At 51.0% G+C, this 20,230-nt stretch carries 22 protein-coding genes; 15 read left to right on the top strand and 7 right to left on the bottom strand.

Annotation, left to right across the window (positions count from 1 at the left end):
* Nucleotides 1–16: 16 nt before the first annotated feature.
* From OVA10_RS00865 to OVA10_RS00850, 4 genes are all read right to left on the bottom strand, one after another.
* Nucleotides 17–1,042: an amino acid ABC transporter substrate-binding protein gene (locus OVA10_RS00865; protein WP_107702739.1), complete on the bottom strand. Its 1,026-nt coding sequence runs from the start codon at nt 1,040–1,042 to the stop codon at nt 17–19.
* A gap of 478 nt (nt 1,043–1,520) precedes the next feature.
* A complete protein-coding gene (locus OVA10_RS00860; protein WP_015960684.1) occupies nt 1,521–1,742 on the bottom strand; it encodes a lipoprotein in 222 nt (73 codons plus the stop codon).
* Between the two features lie 311 nt (nt 1,743–2,053).
* On the bottom strand, nt 2,054–5,164 hold the full coding sequence (locus tag OVA10_RS00855) for an efflux RND transporter permease subunit (protein ID WP_268194929.1): 3,111 nt from the start codon (nt 5,162–5,164) through the stop codon (nt 2,054–2,056).
* An 11-nt stretch (nt 5,165–5,175) separates the two neighbouring features.
* Nucleotides 5,176–6,315, bottom strand: a complete 1,140-nt coding sequence (locus tag OVA10_RS00850; RefSeq protein WP_268194927.1) for an efflux RND transporter periplasmic adaptor subunit — start codon at nt 6,313–6,315, stop codon at nt 5,176–5,178.
* A 389-nt stretch (nt 6,316–6,704) separates the two neighbouring features.
* Between OVA10_RS00850 and envR the strand changes: the two genes are divergently transcribed.
* Nucleotides 6,705–7,352, top strand: a complete 648-nt coding sequence (gene envR / locus OVA10_RS00845) for an acrEF/envCD operon transcriptional regulator (RefSeq protein WP_123428198.1) — start codon at nt 6,705–6,707, stop codon at nt 7,350–7,352.
* On the opposite strand, the gene OVA10_RS00840 is transcribed toward envR, so the two are convergent.
* Together OVA10_RS00840 and OVA10_RS00835 are read right to left on the bottom strand one after the other, a co-directional pair.
* Entirely contained in the window at nt 7,347–9,431 is a 2,085-nt protein-coding gene (locus tag OVA10_RS00840; RefSeq protein WP_123428199.1) for a putative bifunctional diguanylate cyclase/phosphodiesterase, read from the bottom strand. The two genes, envR and OVA10_RS00840, sit on opposite strands and share 6 nt — an antisense overlap.
* Nucleotides 9,432–9,575: 144 nt before the next feature.
* Nucleotides 9,576–9,740 carry a DUF2556 family protein gene (locus OVA10_RS00835; protein WP_100778674.1) on the bottom strand — a complete coding sequence of 55 codons (165 nt, stop codon included), beginning with the start codon at nt 9,738–9,740 and terminating at the stop codon, nt 9,576–9,578.
* A gap of 371 nt (nt 9,741–10,111) precedes the next feature.
* On the opposite strand from OVA10_RS00835, the gene OVA10_RS00830 reads away from it, so the two are divergent.
* The 4 genes from OVA10_RS00830 to OVA10_RS00815 all read left to right on the top strand — a co-directional run bounded on the left by OVA10_RS00830 (nt 10,112) and on the right by OVA10_RS00815 (nt 12,970).
* Complete coding sequence (locus OVA10_RS00830; RefSeq protein ID WP_268194924.1) at nt 10,112–11,332, top strand: tyrosine-type recombinase/integrase; 1,221 nt, start codon at nt 10,112–10,114, stop codon at nt 11,330–11,332.
* The gene (locus OVA10_RS00825; RefSeq protein ID WP_268194923.1) at nt 11,329–12,246 is read left to right on the top strand and encodes a DUF6387 family protein; all 918 of its coding nucleotides are present in this window, start codon (nt 11,329–11,331) and stop codon (nt 12,244–12,246) included. The genes OVA10_RS00830 and OVA10_RS00825 overlap by 4 nt, the downstream gene beginning before the upstream one ends.
* 113 nt (nt 12,247–12,359) lie before the next feature.
* Entirely contained in the window at nt 12,360–12,572 is a 213-nt protein-coding gene (locus tag OVA10_RS00820; RefSeq protein ID WP_268194921.1) for a helix-turn-helix transcriptional regulator, read from the top strand.
* Nucleotides 12,569–12,970 carry a phage head closure protein gene (locus tag OVA10_RS00815; RefSeq protein ID WP_268194918.1) on the top strand — a complete coding sequence of 134 codons (402 nt, stop codon included), beginning with the start codon at nt 12,569–12,571 and terminating at the stop codon, nt 12,968–12,970. Before OVA10_RS00820 ends, OVA10_RS00815 begins: the two co-directional genes overlap by 4 nt.
* A 292-nt stretch (nt 12,971–13,262) precedes the next feature.
* Here OVA10_RS00815 and OVA10_RS00810 read toward each other — a convergent pair whose 3' ends face one another.
* Nucleotides 13,263–13,436, bottom strand: coding sequence for a YlcI/YnfO family protein (locus OVA10_RS00810; protein WP_202666259.1), 174 nt, complete (start codon nt 13,434–13,436; stop codon nt 13,263–13,265).
* A gap of 193 nt (nt 13,437–13,629) precedes the next feature.
* On the opposite strand from OVA10_RS00810, the gene OVA10_RS00805 reads away from it, so the two are divergent.
* The 10 genes from OVA10_RS00805 to OVA10_RS00760 all read left to right on the top strand — a co-directional run bounded on the left by OVA10_RS00805 (nt 13,630) and on the right by OVA10_RS00760 (nt 20,204).
* Nucleotides 13,630–13,920: a host cell division inhibitor Icd-like protein gene (locus tag OVA10_RS00805; protein WP_268194915.1), complete on the top strand. Its 291-nt coding sequence runs from the start codon at nt 13,630–13,632 to the stop codon at nt 13,918–13,920.
* Complete coding sequence (locus OVA10_RS00800) at nt 13,913–14,095, top strand: hypothetical protein (protein WP_174339210.1); 183 nt, start codon at nt 13,913–13,915, stop codon at nt 14,093–14,095. Before OVA10_RS00805 ends, OVA10_RS00800 begins: the two co-directional genes overlap by 8 nt.
* Nucleotides 14,088–14,282 carry a hypothetical protein gene (locus tag OVA10_RS00795; RefSeq protein WP_268194911.1) on the top strand — a complete coding sequence of 65 codons (195 nt, stop codon included), beginning with the start codon at nt 14,088–14,090 and terminating at the stop codon, nt 14,280–14,282. The genes OVA10_RS00800 and OVA10_RS00795 overlap by 8 nt, the downstream gene beginning before the upstream one ends.
* A complete protein-coding gene (locus OVA10_RS00790; RefSeq protein WP_268194908.1) occupies nt 14,279–14,482 on the top strand; it encodes a hypothetical protein in 204 nt (67 codons plus the stop codon). Before OVA10_RS00795 ends, OVA10_RS00790 begins: the two co-directional genes overlap by 4 nt.
* Before the next feature lie 5 nt (nt 14,483–14,487).
* Nucleotides 14,488–14,748, top strand: coding sequence for a hypothetical protein (locus OVA10_RS00785; protein ID WP_202713304.1), 261 nt, complete (start codon nt 14,488–14,490; stop codon nt 14,746–14,748).
* Complete coding sequence (locus OVA10_RS00780) at nt 14,745–16,502, top strand: DNA primase family protein (protein WP_268194904.1); 1,758 nt, start codon at nt 14,745–14,747, stop codon at nt 16,500–16,502. The genes OVA10_RS00785 and OVA10_RS00780 overlap by 4 nt, the downstream gene beginning before the upstream one ends.
* A gap of 723 nt (nt 16,503–17,225) precedes the next feature.
* Nucleotides 17,226–17,453 carry a hypothetical protein gene (locus OVA10_RS00775; protein WP_268194901.1) on the top strand — a complete coding sequence of 76 codons (228 nt, stop codon included), beginning with the start codon at nt 17,226–17,228 and terminating at the stop codon, nt 17,451–17,453.
* The gene (locus tag OVA10_RS00770) at nt 17,453–18,505 is read left to right on the top strand and encodes a major capsid protein (protein WP_326493387.1); all 1,053 of its coding nucleotides are present in this window, start codon (nt 17,453–17,455) and stop codon (nt 18,503–18,505) included. Before OVA10_RS00775 ends, OVA10_RS00770 begins: the two co-directional genes overlap by 1 nt.
* A 9-nt stretch (nt 18,506–18,514) precedes the next feature.
* Nucleotides 18,515–18,850, top strand: coding sequence for a head decoration protein (locus OVA10_RS00765; RefSeq protein WP_268194900.1), 336 nt, complete (start codon nt 18,515–18,517; stop codon nt 18,848–18,850).
* Nucleotides 18,851–18,860: 10 nt separating this feature from the next.
* Entirely contained in the window at nt 18,861–20,204 is a 1,344-nt protein-coding gene (locus OVA10_RS00760; protein ID WP_268194898.1) for a S49 family peptidase, read from the top strand.
* Nucleotides 20,205–20,230 lie beyond the last annotated feature (26 nt).

The raw sequence follows: 20,230 nt of genomic DNA, 5'->3' as shown, positions 1-20,230 counted from the left end.
CCGTTACAGCTAAAACTTAACGTACCGGCGGAGCGTACTGAATGCCGCCGTTGTTCCAGAGGTTGTTCTGGCCACGTTTGATCTTCAGTGCACTTTCCGATCCCACGTTGCGCTCGAAGATCTCTGAATAGTTACCGACGTGTTTAATGATGTTATAAGCCCACTTGTTATCCAGTTTCAGATCTTTGCCGAAATCACCCTCTTTACCCAAAAGATGCGCCATATCTGGTGTTGATGGATTAGCGGCTTTTTCATCGACGTTTTTCGAGTTGATGCCCATCTCTTCGGCGTTCAGCATAGCGAACAGCGTCCAGCGAACGATGGAGAACCAGTCTTCATCGCCACGGCGTACGACCGGGCCGAGAGGTTCTTTCGAGATGACTTCTGGCAGAACAATCCATTCCGCCGGGTTGCTCAGCTTGATGCGCAGGGCATACAGCTGAGACTGGTCTGACGCCAGCGTATCGCAACGGCCAGACTCCAGCGCTTTAGCGGATTCATCAGAGCGGTCGAAGGTGACTGGCGTGTATTTCATGTTGTTGGCTTTGAAATAGTCGGCGACATTCAGCTCGGTGTCAGTGCCTGCCTGAATACACACCGTCGCCCCGTCGAGCTCTTTGGCGCTCTTCAGTCCCGCCTTGTTGTGGGTCAGGAAGCCGATACCGTCATAATAGGTAACGCCGGTGAAGGACATTCCCATGCCCGCGTCACGCGATGAAGTCCAGGTGGTATTACGAGAAAGCATGTCCACTTCGCCAGACTGCAGAGCGGTAAAGCGCTCTTTCGCCGTCAGAGGGGTGTATTTTACTTTGGTGTCATCCCCGAAAAGGGCTGCTGCAACGCCACGGCATACATCGACATCAATACCGGTGAACTTTCCGTTCGCATCGGCATAAGAGAAGCCCGGTAACCCATCACTGATACCGCACTGTACAAAGCCTTTCTTTTTAACGGCATCCAGCGTTGTGCCGGCATGAGCTTGTCCCGCTACAGCAAACAACATGCCCGCTGCGGCCAGGCTGGCTAACATCGTCTTTTTCATAATGCATCCTGTGTGGCGAAATTTATCGTTATAGAAAGTCGTTTTAAAACGCTTTTACCTGTCTGTGGCGTTGGCCGACGTTTATAAAGCAAACGTAATGCCAGTTTTGCGTTCGGCTGAAAAAGAGAGAATTGAACGCATAATGCAGAGTGTAGACAGGGATAAATAAATCGAGCGCCCCGAAATGGTGCGAAATCACAACCTACGCCACAAATCAGAGCAAAAGTTGTTAGCTAGTGAGTTAATTCCGGATGGTAGTTTCTGGCGTGAATATTGGCAGGATATTTAATGTAATTGAATTGTGAAAAGTATCACGCTGGAATATGTAATTAAAAAGAGGCGACAAAAAAGATGTGAGAAGAATCAGATATTAATAATGAGAGGCAGTTGGAAAAGGGGAGTTTTTTTAACGTATCAGGAAATCATTGCACTGGTTTGAAGCAAAAGCGCGGGAGCACCGCGCTTTTGCAGGAAAGCATTATTTCGTTAATGCGACGATACCCAGCGTCAGGCCAGCGACAGCGGCGGCACCACCGGCGATTGCTCCTGCGGTTTCCCAGTTATCCTGGGTTGTGCCTTTCATACAGGTGTTGGTATGAACCAGACGGCCCTGATCGTCATACACCGGCACACACGGAGAGTCGTGCGCACAACCGGCAAGAAGCGCAGCGAGAGTTGCAACGCAAATGAATCTTTTCATGATGTTACCTCAGAATTAAAACTGGCTCGCTATAAAACCAATAGGGTATTTATCGAGCTAAGGGTCATTTTACCACTACAACTATCCACAACAGCAGGGTGAATAATCTCAAATTATGTGGATTGTAAAAATCATGGAGAAAAAAACAGAATGGCATGAATTTATGGAGGAAGTATGGAACGAATAATAGATTTTACGCCGCGAGGAAGTTAACGATTATTCACAGGCATAATAATACAATGATAGTTTGCGTGCTAATGTTCTGTGTAAAAGAATAAGAGAAGGCGCCGGATGACGCCTTTATCTTTGTTTTACTTCTTGATTCGATTAAACCGTCGTCTGACGACCACGAAAAATACGGGAACGAAGAAGATAGCCAGAAGCGTTGCCGAGAGCATGCCGCCCATGACCCCTGTGCCCACGGCATTTTGCGCGCCACTGCCCGCGCCACGGCTGATTACCAGCGGCAGTACACCGAGAACAAACGCCAGTGACGTCATCAGGATGGGGCGCAAACGCATACGGGATGCCTCAAGGGTGGCTTCGATAACCCCTTTACCTTCTTTCTCCATCAGGTCTTTCGCGAACTCTACAATCAGAATGGCGTTTTTCGCGGAGAGCCCGATGGTGGTGAGAAGCCCAACCTGGAAATAGACGTCATTGTTCAGCCCGCTTAACGAGGCGCCAAGCAGCGCACCAATCACCCCCAGTGGCACGACCAGCATAACGGAGAACGGAATCGACCAGCTTTCATAAAGCGCAGCCAGACACAGGAACACCACTATCAGCGAAATGGCGTATAGCGCAGGTGCCTGGTTGCCAGAGAGACGTTCCTGATATGACATCCCCGTCCAGTCGTAACCGATACCGGAAGGCAGTTTTTGCGCCATACTTTCCATCATCGCCATCGCTTCACCCGAGCTCTTACCCCGCACGGATTCACCCACAATTTCCATCGAAGGCATACCGTTGTAGCGCTCAAGGCGCGGTGAACCTGAAATCCAGCGCGAGGTGCTAAACGCGGAGAAAGGCACCATTTCGCCGTTGGTGCTGCGAACGTACAGGTTATTGATATCACCCGGCAACATACGGAACGGAGCGTCGGCCTGCGCATAGACTTTCTTCACACGACCATGATCGATAAAGTCATTCACATAAGTCCCGCCGAGCGCGGTTGAAATCGTCTGGTTGATATCAGATAGACTGACTCCCAGCGCCTGCGCTTTCTCCTGGTCCACATCCAGTTTGAACTGCGGGGTATCTTCCAGCCCGTTAGGGCGCACACGTTCGAGCAGGTCTGGGTGCTCTTTCGCCATACCAAGCAGCTGATTACGTGCTTTTGTCAGCTCGATATGCCCAAGGTTTGCCTGATCGATAAGTTCGAAGTCAAACCCGGTAGCCGTGCCCAGTTCGATAATTGCAGGCAGGTTGAACGGGTAGATCATCCCATCCTTAATGTGACTGAAGGCTATCGATGCGCGACCGACAATCGCGGCGACTCCGTTTTCAGCTCCCGGACGTTCATCCCACGGTTTCAGGCTGATAAATGCCATGCCGGAGTTTTGCCCCTGGCCGCTGTAGCTAAAACCGTTAACCGTAAAGACCGAATCGACGTTGGCCTTCTCTTTGGTTAGATAGTATTGCTGCACCTGATCCAGGATCTGCTGCGTTCGGGTTTGCGTGGCACCCGCGGGCAGCTGGACCATGGTCATGAATACGCCCTGATCCTCGTCGGGTAAGAAGGAGGTTGGTAAACGTAGGAACAACACCGCCATACCAGCAACAATCAGCACATAAATCACCAGATAGCGCCCGGTTTTGCGTAAAATGCCGCTCACGCTGTTACTGTAATGGTCCACGCTCTTATCGAAGACGTTATTGAACCAGCCAAAGAAACCGCCTTTCGCGTGGTGCTCTTCCGCTGCGGGTTTCAGCAGCGTGGCGCAGAGGGCAGGGGTAAGAATCAGGGCAACAAGGACGGAAAGCGCCATTGCCGAAACAATGGTCAGGGAGAACTGACGGTAGATAGCACCGGTGGAACCGCCAAAGAAGGCCATCGGCACGAACACCGCTGAAAGCACCATCGCGATACCAACCAGCGCGCCCTGAATTTGCTCCATCGACTTCTGCGTTGCTTCTTTCGGCGGCAGCTTATCCTCCGCCATCACGCGTTCGACGTTTTCCACGACGACGATGGCGTCATCGACCAGCAAACCTATCGCCAGCACCATGCCAAACATTGTCAGGGTATTGATGGAAAACCCAAATGCGCCCAACACCGCAAAGGTACCCAGCAACACCACCGGCACAGCAATGGTTGGGATCAGCGTGGCGCGCAGGTTCTGCAGGAACAGATACATCACCAGGAAGACGAGGATAATCGCTTCGAACAGGGTTTTGACCACTTCATGAATCGAAATTGTCACGAACGGCGTGGTGTCGTAAGGGTAGACAACCTTCAGCCCCTGCGGGAAGAAGGCCTGCAGTTCGGCCAGTTTTGATTTAATGGCAGCGGCAGTGTCCAGCGCGTTGGCGCCTGTCGCCAGCTTGATACCCAGACCAGTAGCCGCCTGGCCGTTAATCTTGGTCACCATATTGTAGTTTTCGCCGCCAAGCTCAATACGGGCCACATCTTTCAAATGCACCATTGAGCCGTCCTGGTTCACTTTCAGTGTGACCTTGCCAAACTCTTCCGGTGTTTTCAGGCGCGTTTGCGCAATGATGGAGGCGTTAAGCTGCTGGCCCGGAACCGACGGCGTTCCGCCTAACTGACCGGCAGCAATCTGGTTGTTCTGGGTTTTGAGCTGATTAATTACATCCAGCGGTGTCAGCTGATACTTATTCAGGGCATTGCTGTCGAGCCAGATACGCATCGCGTACTGCGCACCAAACATCTGAACATCGCCCACACCGGAAGTTCGGCTGATGGTGTCTTTCACGTTAGATGCAACGTAATCTGAAATATCGTCCTGGGTCAGGTTTTTGTTATCAGACACAAAACCCGCGACCAGAAGGAAGCTGCTGCTGGATTTCTTCACGCCGATCCCTTGTTGCTGCACTTCCTGCGGCAGCAGCGGCATCGCCAGCTGAAGTTTGTTCTGAACCTGTACCTGCGCGATATCAGGATCGGTGCCTGACTGGAAGGTCAGGGTAATGGTCACGTTTCCCGCGGAATCACTGGTGGATGACATGTACATCAGGTTATCGACACCGTTCATGTTCTGTTCGATAACCTGCGTCACCGTATCCTGCACCGTTTGTGCGTCCGCACCAGGGTAAACGGCTGTGACGGCAACAGCGGGTGGCGCAATCGTGGGATACTGAGCCACGGGCAGTTTGAGAATCGCCAGCCCACCCGCAATCATCAGAATGATGGCAAGTACCCAGGCAAAAATCGGCCTTTGAATAAAGAAGTTAGCCATTGATTATTCCCTTAACTGGCTTTCGTCGCGGCGGAATCAGGCGTGGCAACTACCGTGGCCCCAGGATGCACTTTTTGCAGGCCGCTGATGATGACGCGATCGCCCTCCTTCAACCCGTTCGTGATTAGCCAACGATCGCCAATGGCCTGAGGTGCCACCACGCTACGCGTTTCAACCTGTTCTTTGGCGTTCACGACCAGTACGGTGGCATCGCCACGAGGAGTACGCGTGACGCCTTGCTGTGGAACGAGAATGGCATTCGGCTGGACGCCTTCATCAATGCGGGCTCGCACAAACATGCCCGGTAGCAGCATATGTTTAGGATTCGGGAAAACCGCACGCAGGGTAATGGAGCCGGTGCTTTCGTCCACCGTGACATCAGAGAACTGCAGCGTACCGTTCTCGGCGTAAGGCTGGCCGTTTTCCATCAACAGCTGCACGCTGCTGGTGCCGTCACCTTTTTGCAGGCTGGACTGCTTCAGCTGCATAAAGTCATTGCTCGACTGGGTGACATCCACATAGATCGGATCGAGTTGCTGCACGGTTGCCAGTGCCGAAGCCTGGCCGTTTGTCACCAGAGCGCCTTCGGTGACGCTGGATTTCCCAATTCGTCCACTAATCGGTGATGACACTTTGGTATAGGCGAGATTGATGCGTGCTGTTTCGACGCCCGCTTGCGCAGCCGTTACGCTGGCATCGGCCTGTCTGGCGTTGGCGACTGCCTGGTCATACTCTTGTCGGCTGACATATTGTGTGCCCACCAGAGGGACATACCGTTTCACGGTCAAATGGGCAATGTTTGCCGCCGCTTCAGCTTTCACCAGCTCGCCTTTCGCACTGTCAAAGGCGGCCTGATAGGACGCCGGATCGATCTGATACAGGGAATCGCCCGCTTTCACATCGCTGCCTTCGACAAAGTTACGGCGCAGGATAATACCGCTCACCTGCGGGCGGACTTCAGCGACGCGAAACGCATCCGTGCGTCCTGGCAGTTCCGTGGTGACTGCCAGTGGCGCGCTTTTCACGACAAAGACAGTGACCTGGGGCACCTGCGCGCCTTGCTGCGCATTATCAGAACCATCACAGCCAGCAAGCAGTGCGGAGCAGACAATAAAACCGGATAAGGGTAAAAGCCTGAAGTGTTTCTTCATTACTGTTCCTTTAAAAACAATAAACTGATATTTGCCGTGAGGTTGTGAAAAGGATCGCGGGGCAAAGAGTCAGAAATCCAGCGCACATCATAATGAGGTACGTTGATGCTTTTTAATTTATAAGTGCGGCGAACAGGTTATTCAGATAAAAACCAGAGTCTGGTGTGGCGAATCAACGATATAGTAATGGTGCGAAGCACTCAGGTTTAAATATCATCCAGCGTTACTTATATAGTTTATGAATTTAATGATGTTAATTCATTTGTTGTAATTATTGATTAACGCAATTGACTTTTTTTGATCAGAATAAAATCCCCCGTTAGGGAATACTTCCGCGACGAGGTATTTCTGGTTAAGTGGCGAACTGTTCAGGTAATGGGTAAGAGGCGATGGCGCGTAAAACAAAAGAAGATGCACAGAAAACGAGACAGCAGCTGATCGAAGCCGCCATTACCCAGTTTTCGACGCGCGGAGTGGCGAGCACCACGCTGACTGATATCGCAGATGCCGCATGCGTAACCCGTGGCGCGGTTTACTGGCACTTCTCCAGCAAAGCGGAAATCTTCAATGCGATCTGGGAACAACAGATACCTTTATGCGATTTAATTCATGAGCAACTTTCCTTGTCACAGAATGACGACCCTTTATGTGTTCTACGCGAAAAGTTTGTCGCGGCGTTGCAATATATTTCCCGAAGCCCCCGCCAGCGTGCACTCTTACAAATTCTGTATCACAAATGTGAATTTAATAATGAAATGACATCAGAGTGCGAAATTCGTCAGCGAATTGGTTTTAATTATGAAAACGTCCGCGTGTTGCTGGAGAAAGGGATGGCGAGTGGCATCATCTCACCACTTATAAATATCGATATGACATTGATTGTTTTTCACGGTTTTTTTAGCGGGTTAATTAAAAACTGGTTAATGAACAGTGAGAATTTCAATCTTTACCAGCAAGCTCCGGCGCTGGTGGACAATATTCTGGCGACGCTCAATATGACTCGCACGTTACCGGAAAATTATTCTGTTGCCTCATGAAGGCAGGTAGTTTTTGAATTCATCGGCGTTGTTGCACAGCTCCTCGACGGTCTGCGCCGTCACAGGTTTGCCTAACAGATATCCCTGAAGCGTATTACAGCCAAGCTCCGTGAGGAATTGCTGCTGGGCTTCCGTTTCCACGCCTTCAGCGACCACTTTCAGATTCAGCGTTTTCGCCAGCGCGACAATGGCGGAGACGATAGTGGCATCATCGCTTTTCCCGCTGAGATCTTTCACAAACGCGCGATCGATTTTCAGCTCGCAGGCGGGAAGCTGCTTTAGATAGAGCAGGCTCGAATAGCCGGTACCAAAATCATCGATAGAGGCCTTCACGCCTGCATTCGTCAGTTCCGTTAAGATCCTGACGCTCTCTTGCGGATTGTGCATTGCGGTGGTTTCTGTCACTTCCAGAATCAGTGATTCTGGCGGCAAATGGTGCTGCGCCAGGCAGTCGAGCACGGTTTTAACCAGCGTGGGTTGTTCGAACTGAAGTGTAGACAGATTGACTGCCATCGACCACGCCTTATGCCCCTGAAGGTGCCACTCGCGCAGCTGACGGCAGGCTTCGTTGATCACCCAGTTTCCTATCGGGATGATAAGCCCGGTCTTTTCGGCCAGTGGCAGAAACATGTCGGGACTCAGCAGCCCCTGTTTCGGATGCTCCCAGCGCAGGAGAGCCTCAAAGCCCAGAATCGGCCCGGCCGGCGCGTGGAATTTCGGCTGATAGTGCAGGCGCAGCTCATCGCGATCGATCGCCAGCCACAGATCGTTCATCAGCTGTAAATGCGTCTGCGCCAGTGTGTTCATGGACGGCTGGAAAAAGTGATAACCATTACGGCCCATATGTTTGGTGTGATACATCGCCGCGTCAGCGTTGAACATCAGCTCACGATCGGATTTTCCGTCGTGAGGATAGAGCGCAATACCGATACTGACGGTCACGACCAGCTCGTAAAGTTCGACATTGAAAGGGCTGTCAATGGCGCGGACCAGCGCGCTGGCAAGCGAAGCGGCATCATCGGGGCCACCGACTTCCGCGAGCAAAACAAACTCGTCGCCGCCGATGCGGGCGAGGGTGAACTGGCCTTTCAGCGGAAGCAGCAGCCGCTCGGTGACTGCGACTAATAATTTATCGCCCGTATCATGGCCGTAGGCATCATTCACCGTTTTAAAGCCATCCAGGTCCATAAACATCAGTGCGAAATGGGTCCCTTCGCGGTCGGCCTTGCTGATTGCCTGATCGAGACGGTCTTCCAGCAAAACGCGATTCGGTAAACGGGTCAGCGTATCGTGAAGCGCCAGTTGGGCCAGCTCACGATTGGCTTCTGCCAGGGATGAGGCCAACAGAGCGGTTCGGGCCTGCAGGCGAGCATCAAGCATGGACACCAGCAACGTGATCCCAAGGATAGAGAGCGCAACTACGCTGACCAGCACGGCCAGCCAGCTGCCGTTTATTCCGTGGTGATGCATCTCAGTGGAGAGCGGGAATTGCGCCGCTTTCATTCCCGCGTAATGCATACCCGCGATGGCAATGCCCATCGTTATCGCAGCGCCCAGGCGCATCAGCGCGACCTGCGCGGCTTCATGGCGCAGCCGGAAGGTCAGCCACAGCGCCGCAAGTGAGGCCGCCAGCGCAATCACTACCGAGATCGCAATCCAGGTCTTGTCCCAGATAATGCCTGGGGTGACTTCCAGCGCGGCCATACCTGTGTAATGCATTGCGACGATGCCTGTGCCCATCACTAAAGCGCCCGGCAGCAGACGGCGTAACCGCAGCTGCTCGCCGCTGACCAGCCAAAGTGCAAACATCGACGAGCCGATAGCGATGATCATTGAGAGCACCGTTAGCGTCGGGCTATAGCTCATGCGCATGGAGAGATCCATCGCCAGCATGCCAATGAAATGCATCGCCCACACGCCGATTCCCATCGCCACGCCGCCGCCCGCCAGCCACACGCGTGCAGCAATACCCTGGCTGCCCGCAACGCGCGCGGCCATGTTGAGCGCGGTATAGGCAGCAAGGATGGCAACAACGAAGGAGACGACAACGAGGATTTGGTTGTATTGGCTAACCAGCATGGTGGGTTTAACTCATTCTCAGTGAGAGGTTATGCGAAAGCGCCTGAAAGGGCAGTGACATTATCACCGGAACGGAATGACGAAAAGGGATTTAAATCCCCGTTTTTAATGGGTGTTAAGGTGCTTTTTAATGATATTCGCGGCTTATTCCAGCTCTGAGCAGTTCACCAGTTTAAGCGGATTCACGGAATTCATATTGCGACACTTGTCGGTTTCGGTGCTCAGCAATTCGATCCACTGAATCAGCAGTGTATCAAAGAGGAAAACCGTGACAGCAAAGACAACCAGCCACCAGTATTTACGAATCATTGTGTCGTTCCGTGTTCAGGAAGAGGTCCAGTGAGGTGGGGGAAATATACACGAAAAGCGGGCGTTTAAAAGCGGGGTCACGCAAGGTTTACAAAGCCTTGACGGTTCAGATTGTGGCAATAAAAAAGGCGCATCCCCATGCCGAGTAGCGCCTTTTTAAACAAGCATTTAGCTAATCGAAATTAGTTCATGCCGTATATTGAAAACAGTGGTTTTTTGCTGTTCGTTAATGTTCAAAAATTCTTTTTATTGTCTGATTTAAAAGAAATATTTCGCTTTTCTTGTTTGCGCTTGTTCGTGCTTGTTTGCGGGGATACACTCACCCGTGTATCACTCGGTGTATCACTCGTTTTATATGAACTGAGGTTTTTATGGCTGGCACAAACAAGCTCAGCGACAAGAAATTAAGGGCCCTTCTCGGCTCTGTCAGAAGCAAAGAGGAAATGCTTTCTGACGGGGAGGGATTGAGCGCCAGGCTTTTACGCTCCGGCGGCATTAGCTGGATGTTTGCTTATCGCCTGGGCGGGCGCGGTTCAAAGCTCGAACGGCTGACGCTTGGCAGTTACCCGGATATGCCGCTGAAGGTGGCAAGGGAAAAACGTGACGAGTGCAGGGCGTGGCTGGCGGACGGGAAAAACCCAAAATTTCAGCTCGACAGAAAGACAGAAGAAATTCTCCGGCCGGTCACCGTCCGCGATGCCATGACCCACTGGTTTAATGAATATGCTATTCACCATCGTGTGAACTGGAAAAGGCATCAGGCACAGTTTGAAAAGCACATCTACCCGTATATAGGGGATATGCCGCTGGCGCTGTGTGAAACCCGCCACTGGTTAGAATGTTTTGATCGCGCGAAACGTAAAACCCCCGTTGCTGCAGGTTATGTTTTTCAGGCCTGTAAGCAGGCGTTAAAGTTTTGCCGGGTTCGTCGCTATGCTATCAGTAATGCACTCGATGATCTGACCATTCAGGATGTAGGGAAAAAGCAGGAGAAGGGCGACAGGGTTCACGGTATGAATGAGCTTTCCGATATCTGGCGTTCGACCACCTCTAAAATGTATAAACCCTATTACGCCTCACTGCTGCGTCTGCTGGTGGTGTTTGGCTGCCGCTCTCAGGAAGTGAGGCTATCAACCTGGAAAGAGTGGGATATGATCAGCTGGGTCTGGACGGTGCCGAAGGAGCACAGTAAAGGAGGGGAGAAAATCACTCGCCCCGTTCCTCTCCCCATCAGGCCATTTATCGAGTCACTGCATAATCAGAACTCTCACACCGGCTATCTGCTTGGCGAACTGAAACGGCCAGAAGCCGTTAGCCAGTGGGGGAGGGGGATTTACAAAAGGCTGGGCCATTCCGAACCCTGGACGCTTCACGATCTGCGCAGGACATTTGCCACAACCCTGAATGATATGGGGATCGCTCCGCACGTCGTCGAGCAGCTGCTTGGGCATGTGCTGGGCGGCGTAATGGCAATCTACAACCGTAGCCAGTATTTACCTGAAAAACTTGATGCGCTGAATAAATGGATGGAGCGTTTAGAGGTTGTTTCTGGCGAACATTCAAACGTAACCATTCTGAAGGTGGCACAATGATTGATTCGAAACGCACCATTAAAAACATTGACTCCTTAAAAGAGTATACCGGGTTTGATATAAGTAAGTATAATGATTTGGATTCAATGAGTGATTCGGATATTTTCTTTTTATTAAAGAAAAGAGTTAATTTCAAATCTTTACTGTCGAATGATTTTTGGTTTTTGGAATACTCCCTATCCGACTATGATATTTCAAATATTGGGGATATTCCCAGTGAGAAGTTTAATGAGTATGCGGCGATTCATGTCCCTGCAATAATTCGTGAAATTCAATCATTTATGAATGCCCCGCTTTCTTTGTCGAGCGATATTAAACGGATTAATGATGGTGATAGTAAAATATTATCACTATCGCATGGAAATGGAGTATATCCTTTGAATAGGGGGGATATATTATCTTTTCTTGGCCCAAAATTTGCCATTGGTGGGATTGGTTCTGGCAGACAAATAGTCCCGTCAGACGAAGATTTGCTTGAGATGGAAGAAAACGATGCATCCTATGATGATTACTTAATCGAAAGCGTTGATTTACTAATTGAGAGAGACGGCTTTAATAATAAAGTTGGTCATTTCGTGATCGATTTTTCCATGTCTGACAAAGAGCTTATTGATAGTTTTACCTCCCAGATAAGTAAATGGAGGAAAGAATTAAAAATAGAGCCAGCGACCCCGCCAAAAAATTGGGCTTACATCAAATCAAGGGTGCTTGAATATAATGTAATACCATTAATGGATTTACTGGCGTGCTCTGAACTTTTTAGAATTAAAATACCAAGTAGAGTTTTGGCGATTGCTCTTTTTCCAAATGGTGAACGTGATGGTTTTGGCATATCACAAACAGTCCTGCCATTTATAGAAAGTTATGTAAATGAAAAATATATATATGAATGTGAAAAGCAAATTTATCAATGATAGATGTCATGTAAGTTATTTTAGAGAATAAAATTTTTCTTGCTTTGATAGTGATGAGGTTTCTTTCGTCCCACAGAATGCTCCCGAACAGTAACGAACGGGAGCGTTTTTTTATGAACAACAACAACCATCCTCAACAGGCAGCCGATCGCGTAATCCGTGAATCGGAATGCCGTCAACTCACTGGCATCTGCCGTACCACCCGCTACCTGATGGAAAAGGACGGTCTCTTCCCTGCTCGCCGCAAGCTTGGCGGGCGCGCGGTTGGCTGGCTTCTTTCCGAAGTAACCGCCTGGCAAAAGTCCTGTGACCGGGTGAGCAAATGAAAATTACGATCACTCAGCCCAGCGCCACCTATCTGCTGCCAGATCCTGGAGAACTCAATAAACGTATCACCATACGCCGCCGTGTTGATTTGCCGGCTGATGATATGGGGCTTGAAGCATCCTATCCGGAATCATTCGATACGTGGGCGAAGATGGCGCAGCCGGGCGCGGCCACGTATCAGGGTTCGGTGCAGACAGGCACGACGGTAACGCATTTTTTTACCATCCGTTTCCGCGACGATATCACTGCTGACCATGAAATTTTTTTCAACGAAACCACCTACCGGATCCGCAGACAGCGGGATCTAAACAGCGCCCGGCGTTATTTATTGCTGGAGTGTGAGGAGCTGGGTTCGGAGGTGAGCAGGGTAAACACGTCGGACACTTTTTTCCGTTAACGGAGGGGCAGGGAAATGCTGAAAACAAAAAGCGCCCCATTGCTGGAGCGCCCTTGTGAACGTTTTTCTGTCACACCTGAATTGTTACTGCCTTTAACCACTAACGCCGCCGATTCTACCAGGGGTAAACGGCGTGCAGCAAGCGATTTGAGAGCACCCATTCGGCAGGATATTACGCTGAGAAATGTCAGTGGTCACTGTGACCTCCGGTAATGAAAACAATGATATACAGCAAAATTATATTTTTTCATCGCTGTTTGCTGGTGGTCAGCGGTAGCGACGGGGATCTGCCTCACTCCGGCTTTTTGCGGCGCTGGCGGCGTTTTATTTCGCCCTCAATTGCTGACGTAACGAATTGCCCTGTGCTCTCGCCATCCTCTTTCAGGTTTTCAATTGATTCAACCAATGGAAGTGGGACACGTACATCAATTCTTTTTGATTTTGAGTTTACGGACTTAGTTGCCATTACTGGTTTCCTTTCTGGTTGGTGTCCGACAATCATAACCAGAAAAAAATATAATTCAAGTGTTGACGTGTCCCACACTTTGTATCTAGTATCTGTCCGACACCTAATTTTGTTAGGTGCGGAAAAAGCGAAACCCAGTAGTGCGGGAACACTAACCGGGCTTCTAACCACAAACGCAATGGAGAGTAACGCAATGGCTACTGCCAATATTACCACAGACCAAAAGCCAGCATTTAGCTGGATCTTTCTGGGGCAGCCTAAGGGCGAGGAGTGGACGGGGCAACCTGTCACCCTGCGCACACAGGCAGACACCGAAGAGGCAGCGCGTGACGCGTTTCCGTCGTGGGATCTGACGTTCGCCGCGAAAATCAGGACGGCCAGCCCGCTGAATTATCATTTCATGGAAGGTAATTATCTCTGGTCGCTGATGGGCACCGATGCCCGCGATTCACTCAGAGAAATGGCGGGGGTACGCCATGCGTAAAACCTTCCATGTCGCCGGATACGGCGTAAACAAGCGCGGTCACACGGTAGGCATTCATTACACAATGACCAGCGCAAGCGCAGATGAAGCCAGGACAACAGCGCAGCAACTGGCGCAGGCAGCGGGCTATAAACACGTGCGTATCACTTTTATTCAGGGGGCGCAAAATGCGTGAGCCAATCAGCCTTGACCAGGCAGAATATAAAGCAACGTTGGCTGCCTCACTCTTCGAGATCATTCTGGATAAGGCTAATAAAGAATGCCATCCAGTGCTGATTGATTTGATTTCAATCGCCTGTGATTTTAACCAAGAAATTCGCCTGGCATTAATCGCCGAGCTGGGTATGGGTGAAACGAAATGAGACAGGTTCCTTTTGAAGTTCTGATCCAAGCTGAAAATGCGCTGGCTTACAGCGATCAGGCGCTGGCTATTCTGGAAATCTGGATGGAATGCCTCGGCAAAGGCGACGAACACGAATGTAACTGCGTGGCCGCCATACGCAGCCTGGTATATAAATCCAAAGAACACCTGCAAAAAGCAGTAGATATTAAAGAGGAATAAAAATCATGCTGAAAAAATTATTCCGGCTTTTTGCTGGCGGTCGCGCTCGACCTGAAATCGTGTTTACGTGCAGGGGAATAAATTCTGAGTTGGTTATCAATTTGACGGCTGAAAACATGTTTTCCCATCGCGGAGTTATTTATGTCTTCCCTGATTGTGTTACCCGTTCTGGTTTCAGGCGCTGGCAACTGAGGGTTGAAAGGAGCACTGCATTTTTAGCTGTAGTACACAACAATATTCTGAAAGATAGAGGTCTTCTGAAATGACGGGGGTTGCAATTAAGCCGGAAGAAATTTCCGACGCGCTGTTTTCCTGCGTGTATTCCTGGGTGCATGGTCACTCTATTGATAAAAAAGGTGCAGACGCAGCGGTAGCCCGTCACCGTGATAAGACCTCACCTTATGGGGTACTGGCGCGACGCTTGCTTGAGTTCGTCGCTGGAAATGGTCCAAGCTATGAGGAATTGTGCGATCAAGGTCTGGTATTGACTGACACCAAAAAGCAGAAAGAAAACCGTACTGCGCTGGTGGCCGCGATTATTGGCGACGAGGTGAAGGAGCTTCTTTGCGATGCAGAGCGAATCAACCGGGTATTTCCGCAGCCGAAGCCGGAGAAGAAAAAGCGCGTTACGGACGCGGCTACGTCCTCGCTTAACCAGATGGGGCCAAGCCAGCGCGGTGAGGTATTGCTGGATCACTATGATGGCCTGCTGGCGCTGCATCAAGAGTCTGACACCGTTCACCATTACAACGGTGTGATCTGGTCGCCCGTCACTGATAAGGCACTGACTCGCCAGATGGCGGCGATATTCATTGAAGCCGATGCGCCTTACTCCATGACCGCGATGAAGAACGCCGTGGACACCATGAAGCTGAGCCTGCCACAGATGGGGGAAACAGCCCGGCACCTTATCGGGTTCCGTAATGGCGTATTTGACAGCAGTAAGGGTGAGTTTCGCGCGCACCAGCGGGAGGACTGGTTACTGATCGCCAGTGAGGTGGATTTTGTGGCGGCCGAGAACGGCGAGAGCCTGGAGAACAACGCGCCAAACTTCTGGCGCTGGCTGCAGCACTCTACCGCCGCGAACGGCAAAAAGGCGGATCGCCTGCTGGCGGCCCTGTATATGGTGATGGCGAACCGGTACGACTGGCAGCTATTCCTTGAAGTAACGGGGCCGGGTGGAAGTGGGAAAAGCGTCATGGCGGAGATCTGCACCATGCTGGCAGGGAAGGGAAACACCGTATCGGCGAGTATGGATGCGCTGGAAAAGCCGCGAGAGCGTGCACTGGTGGTCGGCTACTCCCTGATCATCATGCCGGATATGACCCGCTATGCTGGCGATGGGGCAGGGATTAAGGCCATTACGGGCGGTGACCGGGTATCAATTGACCCGAAGCACAAAGCGCCATATTCGGTACGGATCCCGGCGGTAGTGCTGGCAGTGAATAACCATGCCATGACATTCAGCGACCGCAGCGGCGGAATTTCCCGGCGTCGGGTGATATTCAATTTTTCAGAGGTGGTGAGCGAGGAGAAGCGCGATCCGATGCTGGTGGAGAAAATTGAGGCTGAATTGCCCGTGATTATCCGCCACCTGATGGCCCGGTTTGCCCGGCAGGACGAAGCGCGGCAGCTTCTGGCAGAGCAGCGCAAATCAGAGGAGGCGTTGAGCGTGAAGCGTGAGGGTGATTCCCTGCTGGACTTCTGCGGCTACCTTATGACGCTGGTTGAGTGTGACGGGATGGTAATAGGCAATGCAGAGATAACGCCATTCAGCCCACGGCGCTACCTGTATCACGCATATCTGGCCTATATGGCGGCGCATGGTCTGAACAAGACTATGTCGCTTACCAGTTTCGGCAGGGATATGCCTGGAATGATGGCAGAGTACGGGGAAGAGTACCTACGCAAGCAGAGAACCAGAAACCCTGACAAGGGCCGGATTGCCTCCAATGTGGTGCTGAAGGATGAAGCAGACGAATGGCTACCCGCAGCGACGGGAGGTGGCGAGCAGGAATGATAAACAGAGGCGGCTTAACGGTCGCCTTTTTTACGTCCTGATGTTGGGAGGAAAATTATTTTAATATGAAAACTGTCTACTACTGTCTACCAGTATAAAAATATGGTTAAAAAGCTTTATTTATTAGTTGGTTAGTTGGGTAGACAGTTTCACCAATAACTGTCTACTACTCTCGACTACTGTCTACCTTTTGTTGTTATTTTATACAATGGTAGAGACTTGGGTAGAGAGTTAAGGTCAACTGTCTACCAACTATCGACCACTTAAGTTAATGAAATTAATAAATAATTTTCAAGGTAGACAGTGGTAGACAGTTTTCCCCTATATTTTAATTTTTCTTAGTTTCAGCAACACTAATTTTAAGTTCGGACGTAATACGTACGGACCTCCCTGAAGAGGCGGCTTAACGGTTGTCCCAACCCCCCCCCTCCGAAAAGGTACTTTCCAGCACTTGAGAGCACCGAGGGTGAAAAACTCGCACGGGTTCGCTATTTATGAAAATTTTTAAGGGGGTGGTTGTTGTTTTGTCATTTCACTCCAGCCCTTGCCCTGTGCGGACTTCAAAAATAAATACAACAACCTGAGGTGCTTTTATGGCAGTTCTGCATCAGAATTTTTTTCTGACACCTGTCGTTGCATTTTATGAAACGAAGTTGCCTTTCATTTCATTTTGATCAACACTGTTTTTTCATACAGTTTAGATTTTCACCCAAGAGACCCAACATGAAAGAAGATAAAACACAGGTAGACAGACTTCACGAAGCGCTAGATATCACCCTTGACCGACGCCGTAATGGGCGCTCTGTTTACATTGACGGCGATTTAGTCACCAAAATTGAGGAACTGCTTGAAATCGACAGAGAAAAGCGCGAGGCGCTGGGCGTTGATTCGCCTTCTGTGGGGCATTTTGTCCGCCGCCTGGTTCGCAATGCGTTGAAAGGGGAAAAGTGATGTCTTTTGAAAACCACCAACCAATGGAGTTGATGCAGACGGTTGATAACGCTGATGACTTAAGATTTAAATTCCGCCCGCTTTTCACAGAGCTTTTCTTTCCAAAGGTGGTCTTGTTTTCGACGCCTGAAATCATGCTTGATCGCCTGGAAGAGGAAAGGGTGGTCATGAGTCCGTTTTGCTCTCCAATGGTCGGCGCTACCGTCCAGCGTGATAAAGGTTTCAGCACACAAAGCTTCAAACCCGGCTATCAGAAGCCGAAGCACGTTATCGATCCGTCGAAAGAATTTGCCAGGATGCCTGGGGAGCCTATTGGGTTGGCTGCATCGCCTTCTTACCGACGCACTAAGCACATAAGCAATTCGCTGGCCAAGCAAACCGACGCTATCAAAGCACGCGCGGAGTGGCTGGCGGTCAATGCTATCACCACAGGTAAGAATATCATTGAGGGTGACAGCATCGAGCGCTATGAAATTGACTGGGCAATCGGTGAAATGAACATCATTACCCAAGCCGGTAGCGCAGCGTGGTCGGTGCAGGACGCTGAGACGTTCGACCCATTCAATGATCTGGAGCTGTATGGCGAGCAGGCCAGCGGCCCGGTTAACATCATTGTTATGGGTAAAGAGGTTTGGAGGCTTTTGCGTTCGTTCAAGAAGTTCCGGGAGTATCTTGATACGCGTCGCGGCTCTAACTCTGAATTGGAGCTGGCGCTTAAAAACGTGGGTGATGTCGTTTCATTTAAGGGTTACTACGGCGACGTTGCGCTTATCGTTTACAGCGGGACTTATGCTGAATCTACCTCTAGCGAAGAAAAGCCTTACCTCGATCCGAATATGATGGTATTCGGACACACGAAAAACACTGGCGTAATGGCCTACGGCGCGATTCAGGATCAGCACGCAATCCGGGAGGGGCTTACTCAGGCGCAGTATTACATCCGAAACTGGACGGAGCAGGGCGATCCGGGGATGGAGTTTGTGCAGACGCATTCCTGCCCGCAGCCTGTGCCGGTGAATATCAACCGATTCGTTACTGTCATCGTCGCGTAAGGGGAAAAAATGGGCGTTCCATACTCAGAACTTTACTCAGGAACGGCAGAGGTTAGTACGACGCTGGCCTGCCTGCTTAATACGGGGAATATCCCGGCGTTTACGCCGCTGATGGTCGAGCAGACCAGTGGCCTTGTTACGCCATGGGACGGCGTTAACGCTGGTGCGGCGGTGTACCTGACATGCTTTAACATAGAATCCAATGTTCAGAACAGGGTGCAGGTGTACAAGACCGGAACTTTTAATGTTGATATCGTCAACTGGCCGGAAAGTGTTACCACGCTGGAAAAAAAACTTTCTGCTTTTGCGGGTTCTGCGCTCTCTGTTCAGCCTCTTGCTGGCTAAGTGAGGTTTTATGTCTCGTAATTTGGCACATATTGCCGGTACGGCGTTTAACGAACCCCTGATGTTAGAACCCGCCTACGCGCGGGTTTTCTTTTCGGCGCTGGGTAAAGAGATTGGCACTGAAAGCCTCATTATCCCGCAGGACAACGCCCTGCTGAGTGCGCAGGACATGGAGGCGGTCACTGCGTCATTTATGTCGGGCGATCGCAAGTCTGCGCGGTTCTACGAGGTGCGCGACGGTATCGCCTTGCTACCGGTGTCAGGGACGTTGGTTCACAAGCTGGGGGCAATGCGCCCCTTCTCTGGTATGACCGGCTACGATGGAATTATCGCGCGTCTGGATCAGGCGATGGCTGATCCGGAGGTGCGCGGCGTGATGCTGGATATTGACAGTCCAGGCGGTCAGGTGGCGGGTGCTTTTGACTGTGCCGACATGATAGCCAGAATGCGCCAGCAAAAGCCTATTTGGGCGCTTGCTAATGATATGGCCTGTTCTGCTGCTATGTTGATGGCATCGGCCTGTACCCGCAGGCTGACGACGCAGACGGGGCGCATGGGTTCAATCGGCGTGCTTATGGCACACGCTAACCGTTCAGAGCAGATGAAAAACGTCGGGGTGGATATCACGCTGATCTATTCAGGCGATCACAAGGTAGACGGCAACCCGTACAGCGCACTACCTGATAGCGTCAGGGCTGATTTTTCTAAGAAGATGAATGCAGCAAGGCAGGTTTTCGCCGAAAAAGTGGCAAGTTATACCGGGCTTTCTGTGGCTAAAATTCTGGCAACAGAAGCGGCGGTGTATGACGGGAAGGAATCCGTTGATATCGGACTGGCTCATGAGCTGGTGAACAGCATGGACGCTATCGGAATAATGAGTGAACAATTTAAAGGAAGGGTTAATAGAGTGGAGATGAACGATGAAAAGGCGCGTATCGCGTCAATCATGACGTGCGAGGCAGCACGCGGTAACGGACAGTTAGCCAATGCTCTGGCGCTGTTCACAGACGCCAGTGTCGATCAGGCTATGGCGGTTATGCAGGCTGTATCATCTGAAGGTCAGCGCGTTCCGGACGGAATTACTTCAAACGCGATTATCTCAAGCGATGCGGCGAAAGGACGCGAGGCACTGGCGGCAGCGCTTTCCACACAGCCAGGCATGACGCAAGAGCGAGCTGTAGAGCTGCTTTCTCTCGCACCAGCACCGAACGGCAGCGCCGTGCTGGCGGCCAGCTTTGAGCGCTTTATGGCCTCAGACGCTGCCCCTTGCGTCGGTAATGATGTGGGTGGTGTTGACGATGCCAGCGAATCACTTGCTTTACTGCGCTCATTCGGAAAACTTCCGCGGCGATAGTTTTCAAGGAGGGGGATCCCCCCCCT

Origin of the sequence: Lelliottia sp. SL45 (assembly GCF_026672535.1) — a bacterium.
Lineage (GTDB): Bacteria > Pseudomonadota > Gammaproteobacteria > Enterobacterales > Enterobacteriaceae > Enterobacter > Enterobacter nimipressuralis.
The sequence above is the reverse complement of the archived record's forward strand: the minus strand, read 5'-3'. Positions and strand labels throughout refer to the sequence as shown.